Genomic DNA, 19,381 nt, shown 5'->3' with positions numbered 1-19,381 from the left:
CTTGCATGACTGAACTAGTGTTAATATAAAGAACACATCTATCATCGGAAAGAGTGGTGAATAAATGGCAAACTTACATATTAAACACCACTGGCTTGGAAGGCTGCTTGCTTCAGATCCTGGACGTATTCGCTTTCAGAAGGCTGGAAAGGCGACAATCAGTTTAATCTCATCTGTCTTTACTACATTATTGATCTTGCGTTTATCCGGAAACAGTCTTCTTACTCCCGCAATCGTCTCTGGAATGGCTGGAATGATGGGAATTATGATCGTCATGGATGAAACAGATAAAGGAAAGAAAATAACGACTGGAATACTTGGTATTTCGGCAGCATGCGGGATAACCACTGGTTCCCTTTTATCAGGCAGCTTTTACTATATTGATATCGTGATGATTCTTGTCATTTTCAGCGCCTTTTATTTTTCTAGATTTGGTGTCCGATATTTCTCCATTTGTATGATTGGATTTATTACAGTCTATATTTCCTCTGTTTTACAGCTCGCAGCAAATCAGCTTCCATGGTTTTACATGGGGATTGCTATTGGCATAATTTATGCGTTCCTATACAACTTCATCATTTTTAAAAACTCAGCGCAAACATTAAACAGGAGTATGAGGTCTTATCATATTCAAAGTAACCTTACGTTAAATATTCTAATCAAAGCCATTCAGGATTCTGAGCCAAGCGAAACACGATTGGCTCATGTAGAAAAAAGTGCAAGGAAATTGCGTGACTATGGACGGGCCGTTGCCAACGATTTAAATACGAAAGATGTAAAGGATCTATGGCCTGGACTTGAAACCTCCCAACTCCGATTGTATTTATTTGATACAGGCATGCTTATTGAAACCTTGGTAGACTCGGTTAAAAACCTGAAAAAGGCGGATGCACTGGAAATAGTAGAGCTTAGACGTATACTCGTTTGGGTAATAAAGTCTCTTCGCGATGCCAGGGTCCTCGCACAAAACTATGATATTCGTAATTTACAGGAAGCGGAAACTGCGGTTCAAGCGCTGCGCCTAGTGGTAAGGGATCTACTTAATGGGAAGGAAAAACCAAAGGGATGGGTCTTTCTGATACGCCGAATTGAATCTATTGCCAACCATGTCGTTGAAGGGGCAATTACCATTCAGCAATCGTTGAGGGAAGGTAAAATCGTTGCGGATGATCAAGACGAAGCCGAAGATGATAACGATGAAGAGGACACAGATGATGATAAAAAGGAACTAAAGCCTTCAACGAAAAAGGCCTATCAAGCCGTCGTTGCGGGCACAATAGCTATTATTATCGGTCAAATTATCTCTCCTACCCAGCCATATTGGGTATTACTTACAGCATTTATTGTGCTTCTTGGGACTGAGTCAATTGGAAGAACCTATATAAAAGGCTTTCAACGGTCGTTTGGCACAATTATCGGTGCCGTGCTGGGGTTTGGGCTGGCTAAGTTGATTTCCGGCCATTCGGCAGTTGAACTGGTGCTACTATTTTCCGTTATCTTTTTTGCGTTTTATCTTGTTACTGTTTCCTACACTATTATGAGCATGTTTATTACAATGCTTATCGCCTTTATGTACGATATCTTACTGGGCGGAGTCAGTTTCCAATTAATTGGCGCACGTGTTATCGATACAATTGCCGGAGCTGTTATTGCTTTCGCTGTATCAATGATCATCTTCCCAAAAAAGACAAAAGACAAAGTAGCGGACAGTATTGATGACTATTTAGACGAACTAAAGCCTTATGTAAGCGACTATGTGCGAAGTTTTCGAGAAGATGTTTACGTAAAAGAGCTTGCTGACCGTGCATTTACCTTAGATCAAAAGCTCCAAGCCGTTGAGGATGAGGCAAGCCCCTTACTAAATCGTCCCGAAACAATCCGTAACTCAGGGATTGCACGCTGGATTACCATTTTGACAGCAATTAACTATTATGCGAAACACTTGGTCGCTTCGGCCTATCGCGGGGACTTTGAATATCCGGATGAGTTAGGCGAAAGGTTCAAGGAAGTGGAAGAGAAAATAGATTATAACATGGAAACACTTCGCAAACTTTTAAAACGAACAGAACGCGGTGGCATCCTTTACAATTTAAAAGAAGAACGGGAACAAATAGAACGCCTTGCTCCAAGCAGGGATCAATCCCATCGTGATCTTATTCACCATCTTTATTATGTATGGCGAATCAATCAGTCCATTGTCGCGCTTGGCCATGATTTAGGCGCCGAAATAAAATAAAACAGGTGGAAATCATCAATTTAATGACTCCACCTGTTTTTTGTTATGGTAAAATATGCATCAGCATCCGTTATTATCTTATGGAATAACCGGGAGAATAATATGTGATGGATATTTTTCATTATGATAGATTGTTTGATTGGCTTTCTTTGTCTTAGTACTGTTCATCATAGTTTTACCAGTATTAAGGTTAGTATCAAACCGGGGAAAATTACTGGATGAGATTTCAACCCTTATTTGGTGTCCCGGGAGAAATACATTACTTGTTGCCCAGAGATCAATCTCATACTGGGTCACTTCTCCGTTCAAATCGGCTTCAGGAACATAGCCATTACGGTACCTGGCGCGAACAATTCCATCGGTTAAGTTAAATGCTGTGCCATCTGGCATAACATCGACGAGCTTTGCGGCGAAATCAGTGTCTTTGGCATTGGTAGAGGCCCACAGTTTAACCTTAATTGGTCCGGTAACCTCAACCTGTTCCTGCAACTGCCCTGTTGAATAAACTAATACATCTTCCCTGTCCTCTAGTTCACGTTGGTCATGTGGACCTGTTGTATTTATACCGTCATACAATGTCCCACCACCATTTGAGGGCACCGGATTTTCGGGATTATAAACAAAGTTATCCTCTGGTTCTGTTCCCGGTTTTTTTGTTGATATTTCCCCATCGCCGGCACGTGTGTTAGCATTGCCTCGGCTGTGCAAATAATATGGTACATAACTGGTGCGCGCAAGTGGCCACTCTTTTTCATTACGCCATTGGTTAACACCCATGACAAAGATTTTAACCGGAGCTTCCTCCAATATTTGCGGATTCTTTCCCTTCAACCAATAGTCAAACCAGCGAATGTGAAGGGTGGTTAAGTCCTCCTTATGGTCGATCCAGTCCTCTGAGGCATGTGAGCCGAATTTCCGGTCACCGATAACGGACCCAAAATCCCCATGCGCCCAGGGGCCGATGATAAATTTCTGATTTTTGCGTGCCGTGTCCCCATCTGCTTTTGCTGCCATTCCTATATAATTTTCAATCGTTGAGCCAAGCAGGCTATCGTACCATCCACCAAGATGGTAGGCAGGGACATTCATCTGATCATATTTATCTGCCACACTAGTTTCAAGCCAGCTCTCATCATCTATTTCCCGTTCAAGCTGATTAAAGAAATAGTCTGCAACATCAAGTTCTTTCAAAGGGAGATATTCCTTAATTGGTTTATGGCGGTACCATTCCTCGATATAATCACAGCTTGTTGCCAATTGTTTCATCTTCTTATGATACAAGTCAGGATCCTTGTGCTTTCTTTTAATAAGATCAGGTGCAATTGATTCAAGCACCCACGTTTCCGATCCGCCTAATCCAAATGCACCATGATAATAGAAATTGCCATGTCTCTGATCGCTTAGCGTCTGAGCTGGAAATATAGCTTCTAGACTTGGCGGGCGTTTAGATGCTGCTAACAATTGTGTGAAGCCATAGTAAGAAAGGCCAAACATGCCCACCTTTCCTGAAGAATACGGCAATGACGCCGCCCACTCCACTGTGTCGTAACCATCGTTTGCTTCATCCATGAATGGTATAAATTCACCTTCTGATTGAAAACGTCCTCTTACGTCCTGAATAATTACAATATAGCCATTTTCAACTAGCCTGTTTGTATCAAGATACCGGTGGGAATAATAAGGCAGATCCTTACTGTAAGGTAGGCGAGTAAGTAAAACAGGAAACTCTCCATCTTCATTGGGACGGTATATGTCAGCATAAAGCACAGTACCATCCCGCATCGTACACGCAACATTTTTATCCACGATAATTTGCATTTGAATTGCCTCCTTGTCCGATTGGGGGACAGTCCCCCACTACGCTAACGCGTTAATGCGGCGGGGGACTGTCCCCCCTCTATGCAGTCGCTTCTGAGTTTTCGGTGCTTTTTGCTTTGACTGGTGATAGCAGGCGTTCCAGCCATCCCATGACAACGTCGGCAATTACTGCCATCAATGCAGTCGGGATTGCCCCGGCCAGAATAATAGCTGTACCATTTGTGGCATTCGTACCTCGGATAATAATATCACCCAAGCCACCTGCGCCAATGAACGTACCAATCGTTGCGATACCAATGGCGATAACTAGCGCCGTTCTTAGACCCGCCATAATAACAGATAAGGCAAGCGGCAGCTCTACCATTCGCAGCAATTGAAACTTCGTCATTCCCATACCACGTCCGGATTCAAGCAGTGCATGATCGACTCCCCGAATCCCAGTATACGTGTTTTTGAGAATCGGCAGCAGCGAGTACAAGAACAATGCAAAGACTACGGTATTTGCGCCAAGTCCCATTGCCAGCATGAGCACCGCCAGCATGGCTAATGCAGGTATTGTTTGAATAATATTTGTTAGGGAAATTACCCATGCACTTAACCTGGCATGACGGGCGATTATAATCCCAACAGGAATAGCAACAATAGCTGCAAATAATACACCATAAGCAGACATTAGAAAGTGCCGTAGAAATTGTTCCCATACGTAAGCCATATTTTGCGAATAATATACCCCTAAATCTGTAAGTGTCTCTATCATATCTTCACCTCCAGGAAAGTTTTACTCAAAATAATGATGTTCTTCTAAAAACTCTTTAGCTACAAGTCTCGGTTCTTTCATCTTTACGTTCGCCTGATAGTTCATCTCACGCATTTTTTTGGTACTGATTTTCCCTGCCAGCTTATGAAGAATATCTTTCAGCTCGGGATGTTTCTTAAGTACCTCGTTCCGGACTACTGGTGAACTATCATATGGTGGAAATAGATGCTTATTGTCTTTTAATGTTACTAAATCAAATGCTTCAAGACGACCATCCGTGGTATAGGCAAGCACAACATCCATTTCTCCACTTTCAACAGCTTTGTAAACAAGACCTATATTCATTGGAAATACACGTCCGAATTCATAACCATATTTTTTCTTAAATGATTCATAGCCAACAGCCGGGCGCCTAATCCACGCACTGTCAACGCCAAGCCTTAAATCATCTGCAATTGCTTCAAGATCTGAAACGGTTTTTAAATTTTCTTTCTTAGCCAGTTCACTTGTTACTGTAAACGCATATGAATTGGCAAAGCCATACGAATCAAACCATGTCTGATTGAATTGTTCCTGAAATTCTCTTTTTACGGTTTTAAGAGCTTTTTCCGGATCTGTGATTGGATCCATCCCAAGTGCCCCAACCAAATCTGTACCGGTATATCTTGTAGCTGTAATATCCACTTCACCGGCCATCATTGCCTTATGCTGTACAGTGGATGATCCCATATTCGTGATCATTTCGGTTTGAAGATCGGTATAATGATCTATCATTAAGCGCACCATGTTGCCCATGATTGCTGATTCAGCTGTACCAAGCGTCCCAATCGTAACTGTCTTCTCAGCAGGACCACTAAGTCCTGGCAAAGAACAACCGCTTAGCAATGTAAAAGCAAGTACTAACGCAATAATCGACTTCTTCCTTTTTATATGCACTTGTCATTATCCCCCTTTCTAAATGGCTTCCTTAGAGTCTTTTATGCCATTTGGCGTTGCCTTTCCCTCAAGGCGTCCGAGAAGAAAGTCCGTGATTAATGCCAGTAAAGTGACCGGAACTGCACCTGCTATAATCAGATCTGGACGGTACAGGTTAAGTCCATTAAAAATATAGTCACCAAGTCCACCGGCACCGATAAATGAAGCAAGGGTTGCCCAGCCGATCAGGTAAACAGTCGATACACGAACACCCGCCATAATGACCGGGACGGCTAGTGGTAGTTCGACACTCCGGATCCGCTGCCAAGCGCTCATACCCATACCCTTACCCGCTTCAAGTAAATTCTTATCTATTCCTTTCACCCCTATATATGTGTTCCTTAGCATTGGTAACATGGAATAAAAGAATAGCGCTGCAATCGCCGGAACCTTCCCTACACCTAGTAACGGAATAAAGAAGGCGAGAATTGCTAGACTTGGAAAGGTTTGAACAACCCCGACAGTACCAATGACAAAACCAGCTATCCTAGGAACACGTGTTAGTGCCACACCAAGCGGAATCGCAACAATCACACCAAGAAGAACCGCAATAAGCGAGATGTAGAAATGTTCCCATGTTTTCATTAATAATTGATCACTGTTGTTGGCCAAAAATTCCATTAATTGATCCATATCTTTTCCTCCTTCCTTATGCGTTTACTAGATTGTCATCCTCGCCCCAAATGGAGTCATAGACGACATCAGCAAGGCTCGCTCTGGTCACTATTCCTTTGATTCGATGCTTATCATCGACTACAGGTACATACTTCATGCCTCTTCGCAGGATTTTATGAATCGTATCCCGGAGTAGAGTCCCTTCTAAAACGGTATATAATTCTTTTTCAAGCACATCGCCGACCAAGGTTGCCTTTTTGCGGTTCTGATCGATAATTTCAATGTCAATAAATCCATGCAATACCCCAAGTTCATCCACAACAAGCAATGAATCTACTCTGCGCTGCTTCATGATTTGAATAGCATCAGACAATGATTCTCCGACAGTAACCGTTGCTGGATCGCTATTCATAATCTGTTCAACGGTTTGAATATTCGGTCTCGCCTGAACTAAGCGTTCCTTTCCAATAAATTCTTCCACAAATTCATCAGCTGGATTTCGCAGTATTTCATCTGGTGTACCAACTTGGACCAGCTTGCCATCACGCATAATAACAATTCGGTCAGCCAGCTTTAAGGCTTCATCCATATCATGGGTAACAAACACAATTGTTTTTCCTAAAGATTGTTGCAGCTTTTTAAATTCTTCCTGTAACGCATCCCTGGTTATTGGGTCAAGAGCACCGAATGGCTCATCCATTAGAATAAGGGGAGGATCTGCTGCCAAGGCACGTAATACACCAATACGTTGTTGCTGCCCCCCGCTTAGCTCATGTGGAAAGCGATCTAGATAGCTTCTTTCCATATCCACAAGCTGTAATAGTTCTTCCGCACGTTTACGCCGCTTATCTTCCGGCCATTTCAGTAATTTTGGAACAAGTGAAATGTTTTCCTGAATGGTCATATGCGGAAACAGGCCAATCTGTTGAATAACATAACCAATTTCCCGTCTTAATTGCACCAGGTCTTTTTCCAAAATATTTTCTCCCTCTATATGAATGCTTCCTTCAGATGGTTCAATTAAACGGTTAATCATTTTCATTGTCGTTGTTTTCCCACAACCACTTGGTCCTATAAAAACAATAAATTCCCCTTTATCAACCTCAAGGGTCATACTGTCAACTGCTTTCTTTCCTCCATCGTATACTTTTGACACATGATTGAATTTCAGCAAGTGAAAGACACCTCCAAATATTTTTTATATAGTTATCCTTTTCCGGTAACACTAAATTGACAATCATAAGTATAAGGGATACTTCATAAAATAAAAACCTTTTCTATTGTACATATAATCCATAAAGTTTGTAAAATTTTTATTGCATAAAGTTTATAAGGGCATTTTCTTAGAATTCCACCCAATTTCTTTAAAATCCTTTAAAATGCTCACTTTCCATTTTTTAATTAGTTGTGTTACATTGTTTTTATAGAAAATTAGGCAGTCGAAAGGATGAAAAATTTGAAAGAAAAACCGTTCGACAAAACAATAAGAATTGAAGAGCAGTTCGTAGATAAAATTGCCGAAAACATGCATACATTCGGGATTTCAACAACCGTTGGACGTGTTCTCGGAACCATTTATATGAATAGAAAACCGATGACGCTCGATGAGCTATCGGAGAGTATTGGAATGAGTAAAACCCGAATGAGTCAAGTTGTTCGTGAAATGCTGGAGCTCAATATTGCCGAAAAGGTTTTTGAAAAAGGGGTCCGGAAAGATTTGTACAACGTTGAGCGTGATTATTATCAAACGTTCATATCCCTATTTACATCTAACTGGCGGAAGGCTATCAGCAAAAGCAAAATGTTCGAGCAGAAACTTCAACGAGAGCTTGCCAATATCGAAAAAAGTGATTCATTGGACGAAGAAACTGAACAAAAGGTCAATGAATTGCTGAAGGAAACACGGATATGGCTTGATTATTATGACTGGATTGACCGCCTAACTGAATTCTTTGAGAGCGGCGAGGTCTTCAAACACGTACCAATACATGAAGAAAAATAGATAAGTGGTGGAACTAGCTATATATTTTTTAATTTAAACTCACGCAAGGAGGAATTATTATGCAAAAAAAAGTCATTATATCATGTGCAATTACAGGTGCAGGGGCTACTACAGAAAAAAGCCCGCATGTTCCAGTAACACCGAAAGAAATAGCCGATTCTGCAATTGAAGCAGCAAAAGCGGGAGCAACTATTGCTCATATTCATGTCAGGGATCCTAAGACTGGAGAGCTCAGCCACGATCCTGAATTGTTCCGCGAGGTAGTTGAAAGAGTGCGGAAATCCGAAACCGATGTTGTGCTTAACATTACAGCCGGCGGCGGTGGAGACTGGATTCCAAGTGAAGCGGACCCAACAATGGGTGGGGAAGGTACAGATATCCAGACACCTGAAGAACGTCATGAGCCAGTTGGCAAGTTTTTGCCGGAGATCTGTACACTCGATTGCGGCAGTGTTAACTTTGGCGAACAAATTTACATCAGCCCTACCGATTGGTTACGTCAGCAAGCTAAATTAATCCAGCAAAGCGGTGTTAAGCCGGAACTTGAATGCTTTGATACTGGACAAATCCGCTTCGCTAAACAGTTAATCAATGAAGGTCTCATTGACGGCGATCCAATGTTTCAATTCTGTCTAGGGATCCCTTGGGGAGCTGATGCAGACACAGAAACAATGCTTTATATGCGTGATAAGTTGCCAGCAAATGCCCATTGGGCTGCGTTTGGAATCGGACGTTTGCAGATGCCAATGGTGGCACAGTCCATTCTGCTTGGCGGCCATGTTCGCGTTGGGCTGGAAGATAACCTTTATTTGAAAAAAGGTGTACTTGCGACTAATGGTCAGCTTGTTGAAAAAGCTGTATCCATCATTGAAAGCCTTGGTTCTGAACCAATGACACCACAAGAAGCACGCGAGCAACTAGGGTTAAGAAATCCACAAAGAAAGGCTGAATAAAAATGAACGAAATAAAAAATAACATCCACCGCGTAACAGTAGTAGGCACTGGCGTTATCGGCAATGGCTGGATCGCCCGCTTTTTATCACAGGGATATGACGTGACCGCAACCGATCCAGCTCCAGGTGCTGAAGCAAAAATGCGCAAGGCGATTGATAACGCATGGCCGGCACTTGAGAAGCACGGTTTAGCTGACGGAGCATCACGCGATCGCCTGCATTTTGATGAGAATCTGGAAAGTGCAGTGGCGGGAGCAGACCTGATCCAGGAAAATGCTCCAGAACGTGAGGAATTAAAACGAAAGCTATTGGCTGACATTGATCGTTTAGCAAAACCAGATGCGATTATTGCATCGAGCACCTCTGGTATAATGCCAAGCACACTTCAGGCAGATTGTGCACACCCTGAGCGGGTAATTGTCGCTCACCCATTCAACCCAGTATATTTGGTGCCACTTGTTGAACTTGTTGGGGGTAAAGATACTGACCCTGATAATGTTAAACGAGCTGAGGCATTTTATACAGCCGTTAATATGAAGCCACTAATTCTTTCTAAAGAAATTGATGGCCATGTTGCGGACAGGCTAATGGAAGCAATCTGGCGCGAGTCGTTGCACCTTGTAAATGATGGTATTGCAACAACAGAAGAAATTGACGCATCCATCGTCTATGGTCCAGGTTTACGCTGGGCACTAATGGGACCCTTCCTCACCTTACACTTGGCCGGCGGTGAACAAGGAATGCGCCATATGCTGGAACAGTTTGGGCCAGCGTTAAAATTACCATGGACAAAGCTTGTTGCACCAGAACTGACAGATGAATTAACAGAACGTGTTGTTGAAGGCTGCGAACAGCAAACAGAAGGCCACTCCATAACAGAACTAGAGCAGCGCCGTGACGACTTTTTAATCGAACTCCAACAACTGCTGGAAAAATACTGGCCAGCAGCAAATTTGAACGGAAAGATATAAAAGGGGGACAGTCCCCCAGTACGCTAAAGCGTTAAAGTGGAAAGGAGCATTCTGATGGCACTACATGATGGCGTTTTTATGAAGGAGCGCGTTCGCCCGGAATGGGTTGATTATAACGGACATATGAACGATGCTGAGTATTCTCGTGTATTCAGTCTCGCCGTAGACCAGCTAATGAATGAAATTGGCATTGATGAGAACTTTCGTGAGCAGCAACAATACTCCATCTTCACCTTGGAGACACATCTATGTTATTTAGCTGAGGCTAATGAGGGCGAGTCCCTCGGCATTTCCGTACAATTGCTGGACAGTGACACCAAACGACTGCATGTTTTCTTCGTTATGGAAGATGAGGAGGGTAAGCGCCTGGCAACAAGCGAGCAAATGCTAATGGGAATGGATATGAAGGAAGGCCGTCCCGCCCCCTTCCCCGCACCAGTAGCATCAAAAGTGTCTAACCTGGCATCAACCCAGGAAAACCAACCAATACCTGATGAAGCAGGCCGGAAAATCGGCATACGAAAGAAATAATCGACAAAGCTAAGAAGACGTCACGTTTAGAAGCGGACGCATAAACAAGCAGCGATAATGTTGACCTGGCTGGTAAAAAACTCGGGAGGCAGTATTTCTCTACCGAGTTGAACTTGCCCTGGATCCAGACATATTTAAAAAAATGAGGATGCCCTACTCAAAGGGCATCCTCATTTTGCTATTATTCAGTAACTGCCTCAACAGCTCCGACTGTTCGCTGTTCTTGTATTTTTTCCTCATGGGGCGGCTTCACCCGTTTAATGAAGAACGCTAAGATTAATGCGACACAGGCAATCAATGTTGAAACGAAAAAGGTAAAGTTAATTCCATGCAGCATTGCTTGATCCATGATATGTTGTTTCATTTCAGCAGCTGCCTGCGCAGATGGTTGAGCTGCATTTGCATCCACATTTGCCAAAGCATCCGCGGCTAGATCTTTCGCTTTTGATTCCGTTCGATTGTTCATCACCGTAATTAACAATGCGGAACCGATTGCGCCGGACACCTGTTGTAGTGTATTGTTCAATGCAGTGCCATGTGGGTTGTTTTTCGCCGGCAGCTGGTTTAAACCATTTGTCATTACTGGCATCATTACCATGGACATTCCTAACATACGAAATGTGTACAATAATACAAGGCTGGAATATGGTGTATCCATACTGATCTTACTGAAATAAAAGCTTGTGATAACAGTAATGGTTAGACCGATTACCGCAAGAGTCCGAGCACCGTATTTATCAAAAAGTTTACCTGTAATTGGTGACATAATCCCCATCACAATCGCACCCGGGAGCATCAATAAACCGGAATCCATCGGTGAAATTCCACGCAGTGTCTGCACATAAATTGGCATTAGGATCATTGCCGAAAACATTGCAACCGCGATAACAATGGATATCACAGACGACAAGGCAAACATCGGATATTTATAAATTCGAAACTCAAGCATTGGATCTTCCATCCGCAATTGGCGGAAAACAAAGGAAATTAAAGCAAGCGCACCAATGACAATCGTTCCATATACAATCGGGCTATCCCAACCTTTATCACCGGCTGAACTGAATCCATATAGCAATCCGCCAAATCCAATACTTGATAGAATAAGGGAAATGACATCCAGTTTAATTGCCCGTTGCGGTGTAACATCCTTTAATTTAAAGATAGAAATTGCCAGCGTTAAGACAGCAATCGGCAGCACAATATCAAACAGCATTCTCCAGCTGTAATGTTCAATAAGCCATCCAGAAAGTGTAGGTCCAATTGCTGGTGCTGTGATCATCACAAGTCCAAACAACCCCATTGCTGAACCCCTTTTCTCCACTGGAAAGGCTGTTAGCATAACATTCATTAAGAGTGGCATCATGATGGCAGATCCTGACGCCTGAATCATTCGGGCAGCGAGTAAAACACCGAAAGCAGGAGCAATACTCGCGAGCAATGTTCCCGCACTAAACAGGCTCATCGCTACAATAAATAACTTTTTATCTGAAAAGCGCTGAATGAAAAAAGCACTTGCGGGTATCAAAATTCCGTTAATAAGCATGTATCCTGTAGATAGCCATTGCACAGCAGTTGCCTTTACATCAAACTCTTCCATAATTGCTGGAAGGGCAACATTTAACAATGTCTCATTTAAAATAGCAACAAACGCCCCAATAAATAATATTGCAATCATGCCATAAGGGGGTTTTTTCAGATTAGCATTTGTATTTGGCATGTTATCAGACCTACTTTCGCATTTAAAATTTATTAACCACTCAAGTATTCTATACCGATAGTACAAAAAATGCAACATAAAAATTAAATAAGTTTTAAATGGTTGATATAATGCGGTTATGTCCATATAATAAAAATAGACTACAGTTACAAAAGGTGGAAATATGAATACAAAAAAGAAACAAATAATCGATGCTGCACACCAGTTATTTATTGAAAAAGGATTCGCATTGACGTCGATTCAGGATATACTTGATCACGCCCAAATTGCAAAGGGGACTTTCTATAATCATTTTGATTCCAAAAATGAATGCTTGCTGGCAATTTTGGAATTCGTCAAACAAGAGATCGATCAAAAACGGAGAGAGTTAGCTAAGGGAAAAGAAAACAACAACGAGGATGTTTTTATTGATCAATTAGCTGTGCGCATGAACATGAATCGCCAACACCATTTATTAGCCGTTTTTGAAACTGTTTCTTTCTCAGATGACATGGGGCTGAAGGCTTTCATGAAGGAACAGCACATCGGGGAACTAAAGTGGATTACCAAGCGGCTTTCGGACATATATCCGCCAGACGCTAAACGATACACACTCGACCATGCCGTCATACTTGTCAGTATCATTCACCACGTCATACAAGTCTGGAAGCTTGGCTCATCAAAGAAAGTCCAAACGGAAAAGGTTATTCAATATGCACTTTCCAGGGTAAAAGCTATTATTCAGGAACAAATGCAAAGTGAGGAAGTCTTTTTTCCGGAAAATTGGCTTGATCAGGCTACTGATTCTTACGCAATGGATGTTTCTGAAATAAAAAGTAAGGCATTCGCCCAACTGAAGGATCTTGCTGAAAAAATTGACCACAAAGAAACCAAAAAGGCTAATTATATTCAGTTTCTGCTAATGGAACTAGAGGCAGATAAACCACGAGCCTTTTTATTGGAAAGCGTACTTATGTCACTGGAACACGGGTTTAATCACTCAGAATATGAACATGAGGTTAGAACCGTTTCTAAATTAATTTGGGCATTAATTAATCATATCGATGAAGGTTGAAAATAATAATACCCCCGGACATGTTGCCCGGGGGTATTATTATCACCAGTTGCTTCCATGGTAGCCAAGGTGCATCTTATTCCTCCGATCATCAAATGGGAAGAGCTTAAGTTCCTTTGCCCGTTGATAATGGTTGGTAATTATTTCGTCAAAAAGTTGTTTGGTATTTTTGTTTTTTGTATCAATTCCTAATCTCTCGGCAGATTGAAAAGTTTTCTTTTTATGGATCTCTTTCATTAATTCATGTGTGTTTTTACCTTTTGTTTCAATACCTAATGCATCTGCTTCATTTTTAATCTTTCTGTCAAATACTTCTTTCCTTAATTGCTTAAATTCCTTACCCTCGGCCTGGATTCCTAGCTCATCTGCCTGTTGTTTTAACATTGTTTCATAAACTTCTTTTGCTAGTGCTTTAGGGTCCTTCCCTTTGGTTTTAATTCCAAGTTCATTCGCTTTTTCCATTACTTTTGCATGATGTATTTCATTCGCAATCTCTTGAATGGTTTTATCCTTCGTATCAATACCCAATTCGTTTGCGACCTTCTTTACTTTTGTTTCCGACACTTCCTCGGCAATTGTACGAAGGTCCTTTCCTTCCGTTTTAATTCCTAACTCCTTCGCCTGCATCATGATTAAGGCCTTATGTTTATAGATCCCGGTATTTTCTCGATTCTTGTACTTAATCATGCCGCTGTCCGGCCCATATTTGTCCGCATGATCTTCGTCAACTGTTGCAAATACGGCGGGTGTGCAGACTACCAGTGTTAACACCAGTGTTAACACGATAAATAAAGTTTTTTTCATGTTGTAAACTTCCTTCCTGATGTAAGTATACTAATTTCTAGTACATAGCTTTTCCCAAATCCAGCAATTAAATGATACAAAATTTTATGGTATTTAAGCTTTAAGGGATCCCTTATATTCCTCCTTCATCATTGAATACACAACCGTATCATGATAATTTTCCCCGTCAAAATCCGTTTGCCTTAGAACTCCCTCTTTCATAAATCCATAGTTCCTTAAAAGCTTTTCTGAGCCCATGTTTCCCGCAAAAATATCGCCAACAATCCGATTTAATCCAAGCGTTTCAAAACCGAAAGCAAGGATTTGCTCGAGTATCTCAGTCATCACCCCTTTAGCTTGGTACTCTTTTTTAATTGTGACGCCCATTTCCGCCTTTTTATGCCACATATTTAGCTTATGCAAACTAAATTGTCCAATAAGCTCCTCATTACTTTTATTTACGATTACCCAGGGGATTTCTTTCCGCCATTCGTAACGTTTCAGCTGCCCATGTACCTTGTCTTTCATTTCATCGATTGTACAGACAGGGTGTGGTGTAATATACTTCATTGTTTCTTTATCATGCATAAAAGCAAATAATTCCGCTGTATCGTTTATTTTCAATCCTTTTAATATATAGTGCTCCGTCTCCAGGATTGGAATTTCAGTAAAAACATTTCCAATTAACATGTGCGTTCCTCCAGTCGGATCTTAATTTACACTCATCCTACCATGCATTATAAATAACTGAAAATATAAACTAATCTTGCATGTCAAAATACTATAATGTATACTCATTATACAAAAATAAATAATTATTTGAATATGAATTGAAAGTGCTAAAGGGATGTGAACTCTTGTGCAAAACTTATACCTGCTTCCAAATGCGGAAGAGGAAATTATTGATTCGTATGATGAAGATATTATTGTAACGAGTCGAGATGGGAAAATTATTAAGGTTACTCAAATTAGCGGATGCAATTACGACCTGCCAGCAAAAGATTTATTGGGACAATCGGTATATGAATTAGAAGAAAAGGGCATTTTTTCACCAGCCATCACACCATTAGTTTTAAAACAGAAAAAGAAAGTGGTCATTGTCCAAACCACTACAAATGGAAAAAAAGTACTTATTACTGGTATTCCGCTGTTCAATGAGATTAATGAAGTGGAATTCGTGATCAGTTATTCTTACGAGGTGTCGGAGTTATTTACCCTGCAGGAATACTTAAACGAGCTAGAAGGCGAAATGTCTGCTGTCAAAGGCGAACTAGCTTTACTGCGGGAAGAAAGCTTAACTGTTAAGGGGATTATTTCCGAGAGTAAGTCGATGAAACAAATCTTAAAAACGGTTAACAAAATTGCCCCGCTTAATGTGGCGGTGACGATACAGGGAGAAATTGGCGTTGGCAAATCCACGATTGCCAAGCTGATTCACAAGCAAAGCTTAAGGCAAAACGGGCCATTTATTGAGGTTAATTGCGCCACCATTCCTGACGCCATTTTTGAAAATGAACTAGTCGGAGGAGCAAAGACAGGCACACCTGAAAAAATAGGGTTTCTTCAAATGGCACAGTCCGGGACCCTGTATCTGCAAGGAGTGGATGAACTTTCATTGGCCAGCCAGACCATTCTCCTAAAATCATTACAGCAGACAAATGGCAATTTTAGAATTGTCAGCTCGACGGAACGCGGGTTAGATGATTTAACAGCAAACAAACGATTTAGAGAAGACCTATTTTACTTTTTACACGTGGTTCCCATCCACATCAAACCATTACGGGAACGATTAGAGGACTTAAGCAAAATCATTGAGAAATACGTTGATCGATACACTGCAGCGTATCAGGTCAATAAAATACTTTCTGATAGCTTATTTCACGAATTGCTCCATATGGAATGGGGTGGAAATCATTTGGAAATTAAGAATGTGGTGGAACGGTTAATCGTCCAAAATGAAACAGATATCATAACCAACGATGATTTACCTGTTGAATACCGCAGAAACGATTCCGGTCTGGACACATTCGTAATTGATGGTCGAACATTACCTGCCATTCTGGATAAGGTAGAGGAAAAGGTTTTGCTGAGTGCCCAAAAGCGCTATAAAACTACTATTGAAATGGCAAAAGTTTTAGGGATAAGTCAGCCATCGGTAGTGCGCAAACTAAAAAAATATGCAAATAAATAGCTACAGGGGGATTTTTAAATGGAACAAACAGAACGTAAATGGCAGGATTTAGTTGATTCAATTGGTAATTTTCTTGCACCAAGCATGGCAAAAGACCACCCCAATCTGCCTGTTGTAAAAGCGGAAGGTTGTTATTACTACGGTGCAGACGGAAATACATACCTTGATTTCACCTCGGGCATCGCGGTTGAGAACGTTGGCCACAGGCATCCAAAAGTAGTACAGGCAATCAAGGACAGTGCAGATCATTTAGTACATGGTCCATCAGGTGTGATTATCTACGAATCCATTTTAAAACTGGCTGAGGAACTGCAATCTATTCTGCCGCCTAAATTGGATAACTTCTTCTTTGCGAATAGCGGAACAGAAGCGATTGAGGGGGCAATTAAACTAGCCAAATATGTGAAAAAACGCCCCTATGTCGTTTCCTTTATAGGATGCTTTCATGGACGTTCGATCGGCGCGCTAAGTGTCTCAACATCAAAGAGCAAGTACCGTAAACATCAACAACCATCATGGCTGACATACCAGCTCCCCTACGCCCATCCGGAAGATTGCCCAAATGACATGAACCCTGAGGAGTTTTTTCCGGACAGGCTAGAGAAGGATGCCGAAAGTTTATTTAAGCATCAAGTTGATCCAGAAGAGATTTCCTGCATGATTTTAGAACCAATACTTGGTGAGGGCGGATATATTATCCCTCCTAAGGCATGGCTTGCGAAGGTTCGGGAGATATGCGACCGCCATGATATATTGCTTATATTCGATGAAGTTCAAACAGGATTTGGACGAACAGGTAACTGGTTCGCCGCCCAGACATTCGATGTTAAACCCGATATTATGGCAGTCGCTAAAGGGATAGCGGCAGGCCTGCCACTTAGTGCAACAATAGCTTCTAAGGAACTAATGGATCAATGGCCATTAGGTGCACACGGCACTACTTTTGGAGGAAATCCCATGGCTTGTGCTGCAGCCCGTGCATCTCTATCCGTGATGAAGGAAGAAGAACTGCTTAAGAATGCTAATTTAACTGGAGAATATGCACTAGAGCGATTGGCAAAGATCAAGAAGAAATATCCAGTAATTGATGACGTTCGCGGTGTAGGTTTAATGATTGGAATCGCACTCAAAGACCCAGAAACTGGAGAACCGGACGGTGATACTGTAATGAAGGTATTAAATGGCTGTTTGGAAAAAGGAGTTTTATTTTACCTTTGTGGAAATGCGGGGGAAGTAATCAGAATGATCCCGCCTTTAACCGTTACCAAGGAACAAATTGACCACGGTTTAGATGTACTCGAAGAAGTTTTTTCATCGTTATAACGATATAAGAAAGCATTAGACTTTTTTATACTTTACACCAATCAAATTTTTATATTTTCTTTAAAACAAGGGGGCTTATGAATGAGCAGTAATTTGGAGCAAGTAAGGGAGAGTCAATTAAACAAGGGAATTGATACAAAGGGATTAATGAAATTTCTAATCCCTTCCCTGTTTGGCGTATTTATCTTTCTATTTCCAGTTTATGATAATGGAACTTTTAACATCCCATTAGGAATTATTACAGAATATCTTATAGATTTATTAACCGGCGTTCTCCCAGTAATTGTAACATACGTCATTTTAATTTCGGGCGTACTCACAGTCGTTACAACTTTATTTAAACCGAAAGCAATTTTAAATTCGAAATTATTAAATTCATTGTTTCATGTCTCTTTGTTCTGGACAATTACTCGTGTACTCGGAACCATCTTTGCATTCATGACCTTTTATCATGTTGGTTTGAATGTGATTAGTTCAGAAGCTACCGGGCAAGTAATGTTCGGCTTACTCACCACTTTAATTGTCTGGTTCTTGGTTGCATCATTTTTAATGCCTTATCTGATTAACTTTGGCGCTATGGAGTTTTTCGGTACCTTGTTCAGAAGTGTAATCAGACCACTGTTCACCTTACCCGGACGTTCGGCTATTGATTTATTAGCATCATGGGTTGGCAATGTAAATGTTGGTGTAGTAATTACTCGGGAACAGCATCAGGACGGATTCTATTCAGGCCGTGAAGCTGCAGCAATCGCTACATGTTTTTCATCCGTGTCCCTCCCATTTTGTCTAGTAATTGCCGGAATGCTAAACATTGACCATTTGTTTCCCCTATTATACTTGACCATTTGTATTGCTGGCGTGGTTAGTGCTGTTATCGTTCCAAGAATACCACCACTATCCAGAATACCAGACACGTATATGAAGGAAAACACTTATAATGAGAATCTTCCTGAAGGGGTCTCAAAATTTAAATGGGGCCTTAAACAAGCAATTTCCAGAGCAAAAAAAGCTGGATCTTTTAAAGATCAAATGAAGCAAGGCAGTGATGTCTTTCTTGGGATTATTTTTGTTCTAATGCCACAAGTTATGGCAATTGGGACAATCGCACTTATCATTGCTGAGTTTACTCCATTCTTTGACATCATTTCCAGACCAATGATTCCATTGTTACAGTTGCTGCAAATACCGGAAGCAGCTGAAGCAGCACCCGCGACGATAGTAGGGTTTATTGACATGTTTATACCCGCTGTTTTGGCTACCGGAATAGATGCTGAAATAACCAGATTTGTAATTGCTGCATTATCACTTGTGCAAATCATTTATCTGACCGAAATGGGCACACTGCTCATTATTTCAAAAATTCCCGTTGGTGTTGGACGCTTGTTCCTTGTATTCCTTGAGCGCACATTAATTTCCTTACCAATTATCGCATTAATGGCACATCTCATTTTCTAA

The 19,381-nt window shown here is 41.3% G+C and carries 17 protein-coding genes; 9 read left to right on the top strand and 8 right to left on the bottom strand.

The features are described 5' to 3' along the window. Positions 1-64: 64 nt before the first annotated feature. Positions 65-2,236, top strand: coding sequence for an FUSC family protein (locus CFK37_RS06855; RefSeq protein ID WP_089061158.1), 2,172 nt, complete (start codon positions 65-67; stop codon positions 2,234-2,236). Between the two features lie 78 nt (positions 2,237-2,314). Here CFK37_RS06855 and CFK37_RS06850 read toward each other — a convergent pair whose 3' ends face one another. The 5 genes from CFK37_RS06850 to CFK37_RS06830 all read right to left on the bottom strand — a co-directional run bounded on the left by CFK37_RS06850 (position 2,315) and on the right by CFK37_RS06830 (position 7,575). Beyond that, a complete protein-coding gene (locus CFK37_RS06850; protein ID WP_089061157.1) occupies positions 2,315-4,054 on the bottom strand; it encodes a CocE/NonD family hydrolase in 1,740 nt (579 codons plus the stop codon). 79 nt (positions 4,055-4,133) lie between these two features. Beyond that, the gene (locus CFK37_RS06845) at positions 4,134-4,808 is read right to left on the bottom strand and encodes an ABC transporter permease (protein ID WP_089063555.1); all 675 of its coding nucleotides are present in this window, start codon (positions 4,806-4,808) and stop codon (positions 4,134-4,136) included. 24 nt (positions 4,809-4,832) lie between these two features. Next, a complete protein-coding gene (locus CFK37_RS06840; RefSeq protein WP_172840555.1) occupies positions 4,833-5,741 on the bottom strand; it encodes an osmoprotectant ABC transporter substrate-binding protein in 909 nt (302 codons plus the stop codon). Between the two features lie 24 nt (positions 5,742-5,765). Then, entirely contained in the window at positions 5,766-6,419 is a 654-nt protein-coding gene (locus CFK37_RS06835) for an ABC transporter permease (RefSeq protein ID WP_089061155.1), read from the bottom strand. 16 nt (positions 6,420-6,435) lie between these two features. Beyond that, positions 6,436-7,575 (bottom strand): betaine/proline/choline family ABC transporter ATP-binding protein, encoded by a 1,140-nt coding sequence (locus CFK37_RS06830; protein ID WP_089061154.1) that lies wholly within the window; start codon positions 7,573-7,575, stop codon positions 6,436-6,438. Positions 7,576-7,857: 282 nt separating this feature from the next. On the opposite strand from CFK37_RS06830, the gene CFK37_RS06825 reads away from it, so the two are divergent. The 4 genes from CFK37_RS06825 to CFK37_RS06810 are packed head-to-tail and all read left to right on the top strand — an operon-like array spanning position 7,858 to position 10,858. After that, positions 7,858-8,403, top strand: a complete 546-nt coding sequence (locus tag CFK37_RS06825) for a GbsR/MarR family transcriptional regulator (protein ID WP_425445364.1) — start codon at positions 7,858-7,860, stop codon at positions 8,401-8,403. A 59-nt stretch (positions 8,404-8,462) separates the two neighbouring features. Then, positions 8,463-9,356, top strand: a complete 894-nt coding sequence (locus CFK37_RS06820) for a beta-keto acid cleavage family enzyme (protein WP_089061152.1) — start codon at positions 8,463-8,465, stop codon at positions 9,354-9,356. A gap of 2 nt (positions 9,357-9,358) precedes the next feature. Next, positions 9,359-10,327, top strand: a complete 969-nt coding sequence (locus CFK37_RS06815) for an L-carnitine dehydrogenase (protein ID WP_089061151.1) — start codon at positions 9,359-9,361, stop codon at positions 10,325-10,327. 54 nt (positions 10,328-10,381) lie between these two features. Continuing rightward, positions 10,382-10,858: a thioesterase family protein gene (locus CFK37_RS06810; RefSeq protein WP_089061150.1), complete on the top strand. Its 477-nt coding sequence runs from the start codon at positions 10,382-10,384 to the stop codon at positions 10,856-10,858. Between the two features lie 181 nt (positions 10,859-11,039). Here CFK37_RS06810 and CFK37_RS06805 read toward each other — a convergent pair whose 3' ends face one another. After that, positions 11,040-12,575: a DHA2 family efflux MFS transporter permease subunit gene (locus CFK37_RS06805; protein ID WP_089061149.1), complete on the bottom strand. Its 1,536-nt coding sequence runs from the start codon at positions 12,573-12,575 to the stop codon at positions 11,040-11,042. Positions 12,576-12,738: 163 nt separating this feature from the next. Between CFK37_RS06805 and CFK37_RS06800 the strand changes: the two genes are divergently transcribed. After that, the gene (locus CFK37_RS06800; protein WP_089061148.1) at positions 12,739-13,629 is read left to right on the top strand and encodes a TetR/AcrR family transcriptional regulator; all 891 of its coding nucleotides are present in this window, start codon (positions 12,739-12,741) and stop codon (positions 13,627-13,629) included. A gap of 42 nt (positions 13,630-13,671) precedes the next feature. Here CFK37_RS06800 and CFK37_RS06795 read toward each other — a convergent pair whose 3' ends face one another. Continuing rightward, the gene (locus tag CFK37_RS06795) at positions 13,672-14,433 is read right to left on the bottom strand and encodes a hypothetical protein (protein ID WP_089061147.1); all 762 of its coding nucleotides are present in this window, start codon (positions 14,431-14,433) and stop codon (positions 13,672-13,674) included. 93 nt (positions 14,434-14,526) lie between these two features. After that, positions 14,527-15,102, bottom strand: coding sequence for a GNAT family N-acetyltransferase (locus CFK37_RS06790; protein ID WP_089061146.1), 576 nt, complete (start codon positions 15,100-15,102; stop codon positions 14,527-14,529). Positions 15,103-15,271: 169 nt separating this feature from the next. On the opposite strand from CFK37_RS06790, the gene CFK37_RS06785 reads away from it, so the two are divergent. The 3 genes from CFK37_RS06785 (at position 15,272) to CFK37_RS06775 (ending at position 19,381) form a co-directional block, all read left to right on the top strand. Continuing rightward, on the top strand, positions 15,272-16,603 hold the full coding sequence (locus tag CFK37_RS06785; protein ID WP_089061145.1) for a sigma 54-interacting transcriptional regulator: 1,332 nt from the start codon (positions 15,272-15,274) through the stop codon (positions 16,601-16,603). Between the two features lie 18 nt (positions 16,604-16,621). Next, the gene (locus CFK37_RS06780; RefSeq protein WP_089061144.1) at positions 16,622-17,926 is read left to right on the top strand and encodes an aspartate aminotransferase family protein; all 1,305 of its coding nucleotides are present in this window, start codon (positions 16,622-16,624) and stop codon (positions 17,924-17,926) included. An 81-nt stretch (positions 17,927-18,007) separates the two neighbouring features. Next, complete coding sequence (locus tag CFK37_RS06775) at positions 18,008-19,381, top strand: YjiH family protein (RefSeq protein WP_089061143.1); 1,374 nt, start codon at positions 18,008-18,010, stop codon at positions 19,379-19,381.

Origin of the sequence: Virgibacillus phasianinus (assembly GCF_002216775.1) — a bacterium.
Lineage (GTDB): Bacteria > Bacillota > Bacilli > Bacillales > Amphibacillaceae > Virgibacillus_F > Virgibacillus_F phasianinus.
This window is presented reverse-complemented; position numbering and strand designations above follow the sequence as displayed.

What these genes read in the sequence shown, in the direction of transcription:
- CFK37_RS06780 (WP_089061144.1), top strand. Translation starts at nt 16,622, where the DNA reads ATGGAACAAACAGAACGTAAATGGCAGGATTTAGTTGATTCAATTGGT.
- CFK37_RS06850 (WP_089061157.1), bottom strand. Translation starts at nt 4,054, where the DNA reads ATGCAAATTATCGTGGATAAAAATGTTGCGTGTACGATGCGGGATGGT.
- CFK37_RS06855 (WP_089061158.1), top strand. Translation starts at nt 65, where the DNA reads ATGGCAAACTTACATATTAAACACCACTGGCTTGGAAGGCTGCTTGCT.
- CFK37_RS06775 (WP_089061143.1), top strand. Translation starts at nt 18,008, where the DNA reads ATGAGCAGTAATTTGGAGCAAGTAAGGGAGAGTCAATTAAACAAGGGA.
- CFK37_RS06790 (WP_089061146.1), bottom strand. Translation starts at nt 15,102, where the DNA reads ATGTTAATTGGAAATGTTTTTACTGAAATTCCAATCCTGGAGACGGAG.
- CFK37_RS06805 (WP_089061149.1), bottom strand. Translation starts at nt 12,575, where the DNA reads ATGCCAAATACAAATGCTAATCTGAAAAAACCCCCTTATGGCATGATT.
- CFK37_RS06795 (WP_089061147.1), bottom strand. Translation starts at nt 14,433, where the DNA reads ATGAAAAAAACTTTATTTATCGTGTTAACACTGGTGTTAACACTGGTA.
- CFK37_RS06835 (WP_089061155.1), bottom strand. Translation starts at nt 6,419, where the DNA reads ATGGATCAATTAATGGAATTTTTGGCCAACAACAGTGATCAATTATTA.
- CFK37_RS06810 (WP_089061150.1), top strand. Translation starts at nt 10,382, where the DNA reads ATGGCACTACATGATGGCGTTTTTATGAAGGAGCGCGTTCGCCCGGAA.
- CFK37_RS06820 (WP_089061152.1), top strand. Translation starts at nt 8,463, where the DNA reads ATGCAAAAAAAAGTCATTATATCATGTGCAATTACAGGTGCAGGGGCT.
- CFK37_RS06815 (WP_089061151.1), top strand. Translation starts at nt 9,359, where the DNA reads ATGAACGAAATAAAAAATAACATCCACCGCGTAACAGTAGTAGGCACT.
- CFK37_RS06800 (WP_089061148.1), top strand. Translation starts at nt 12,739, where the DNA reads ATGAATACAAAAAAGAAACAAATAATCGATGCTGCACACCAGTTATTT.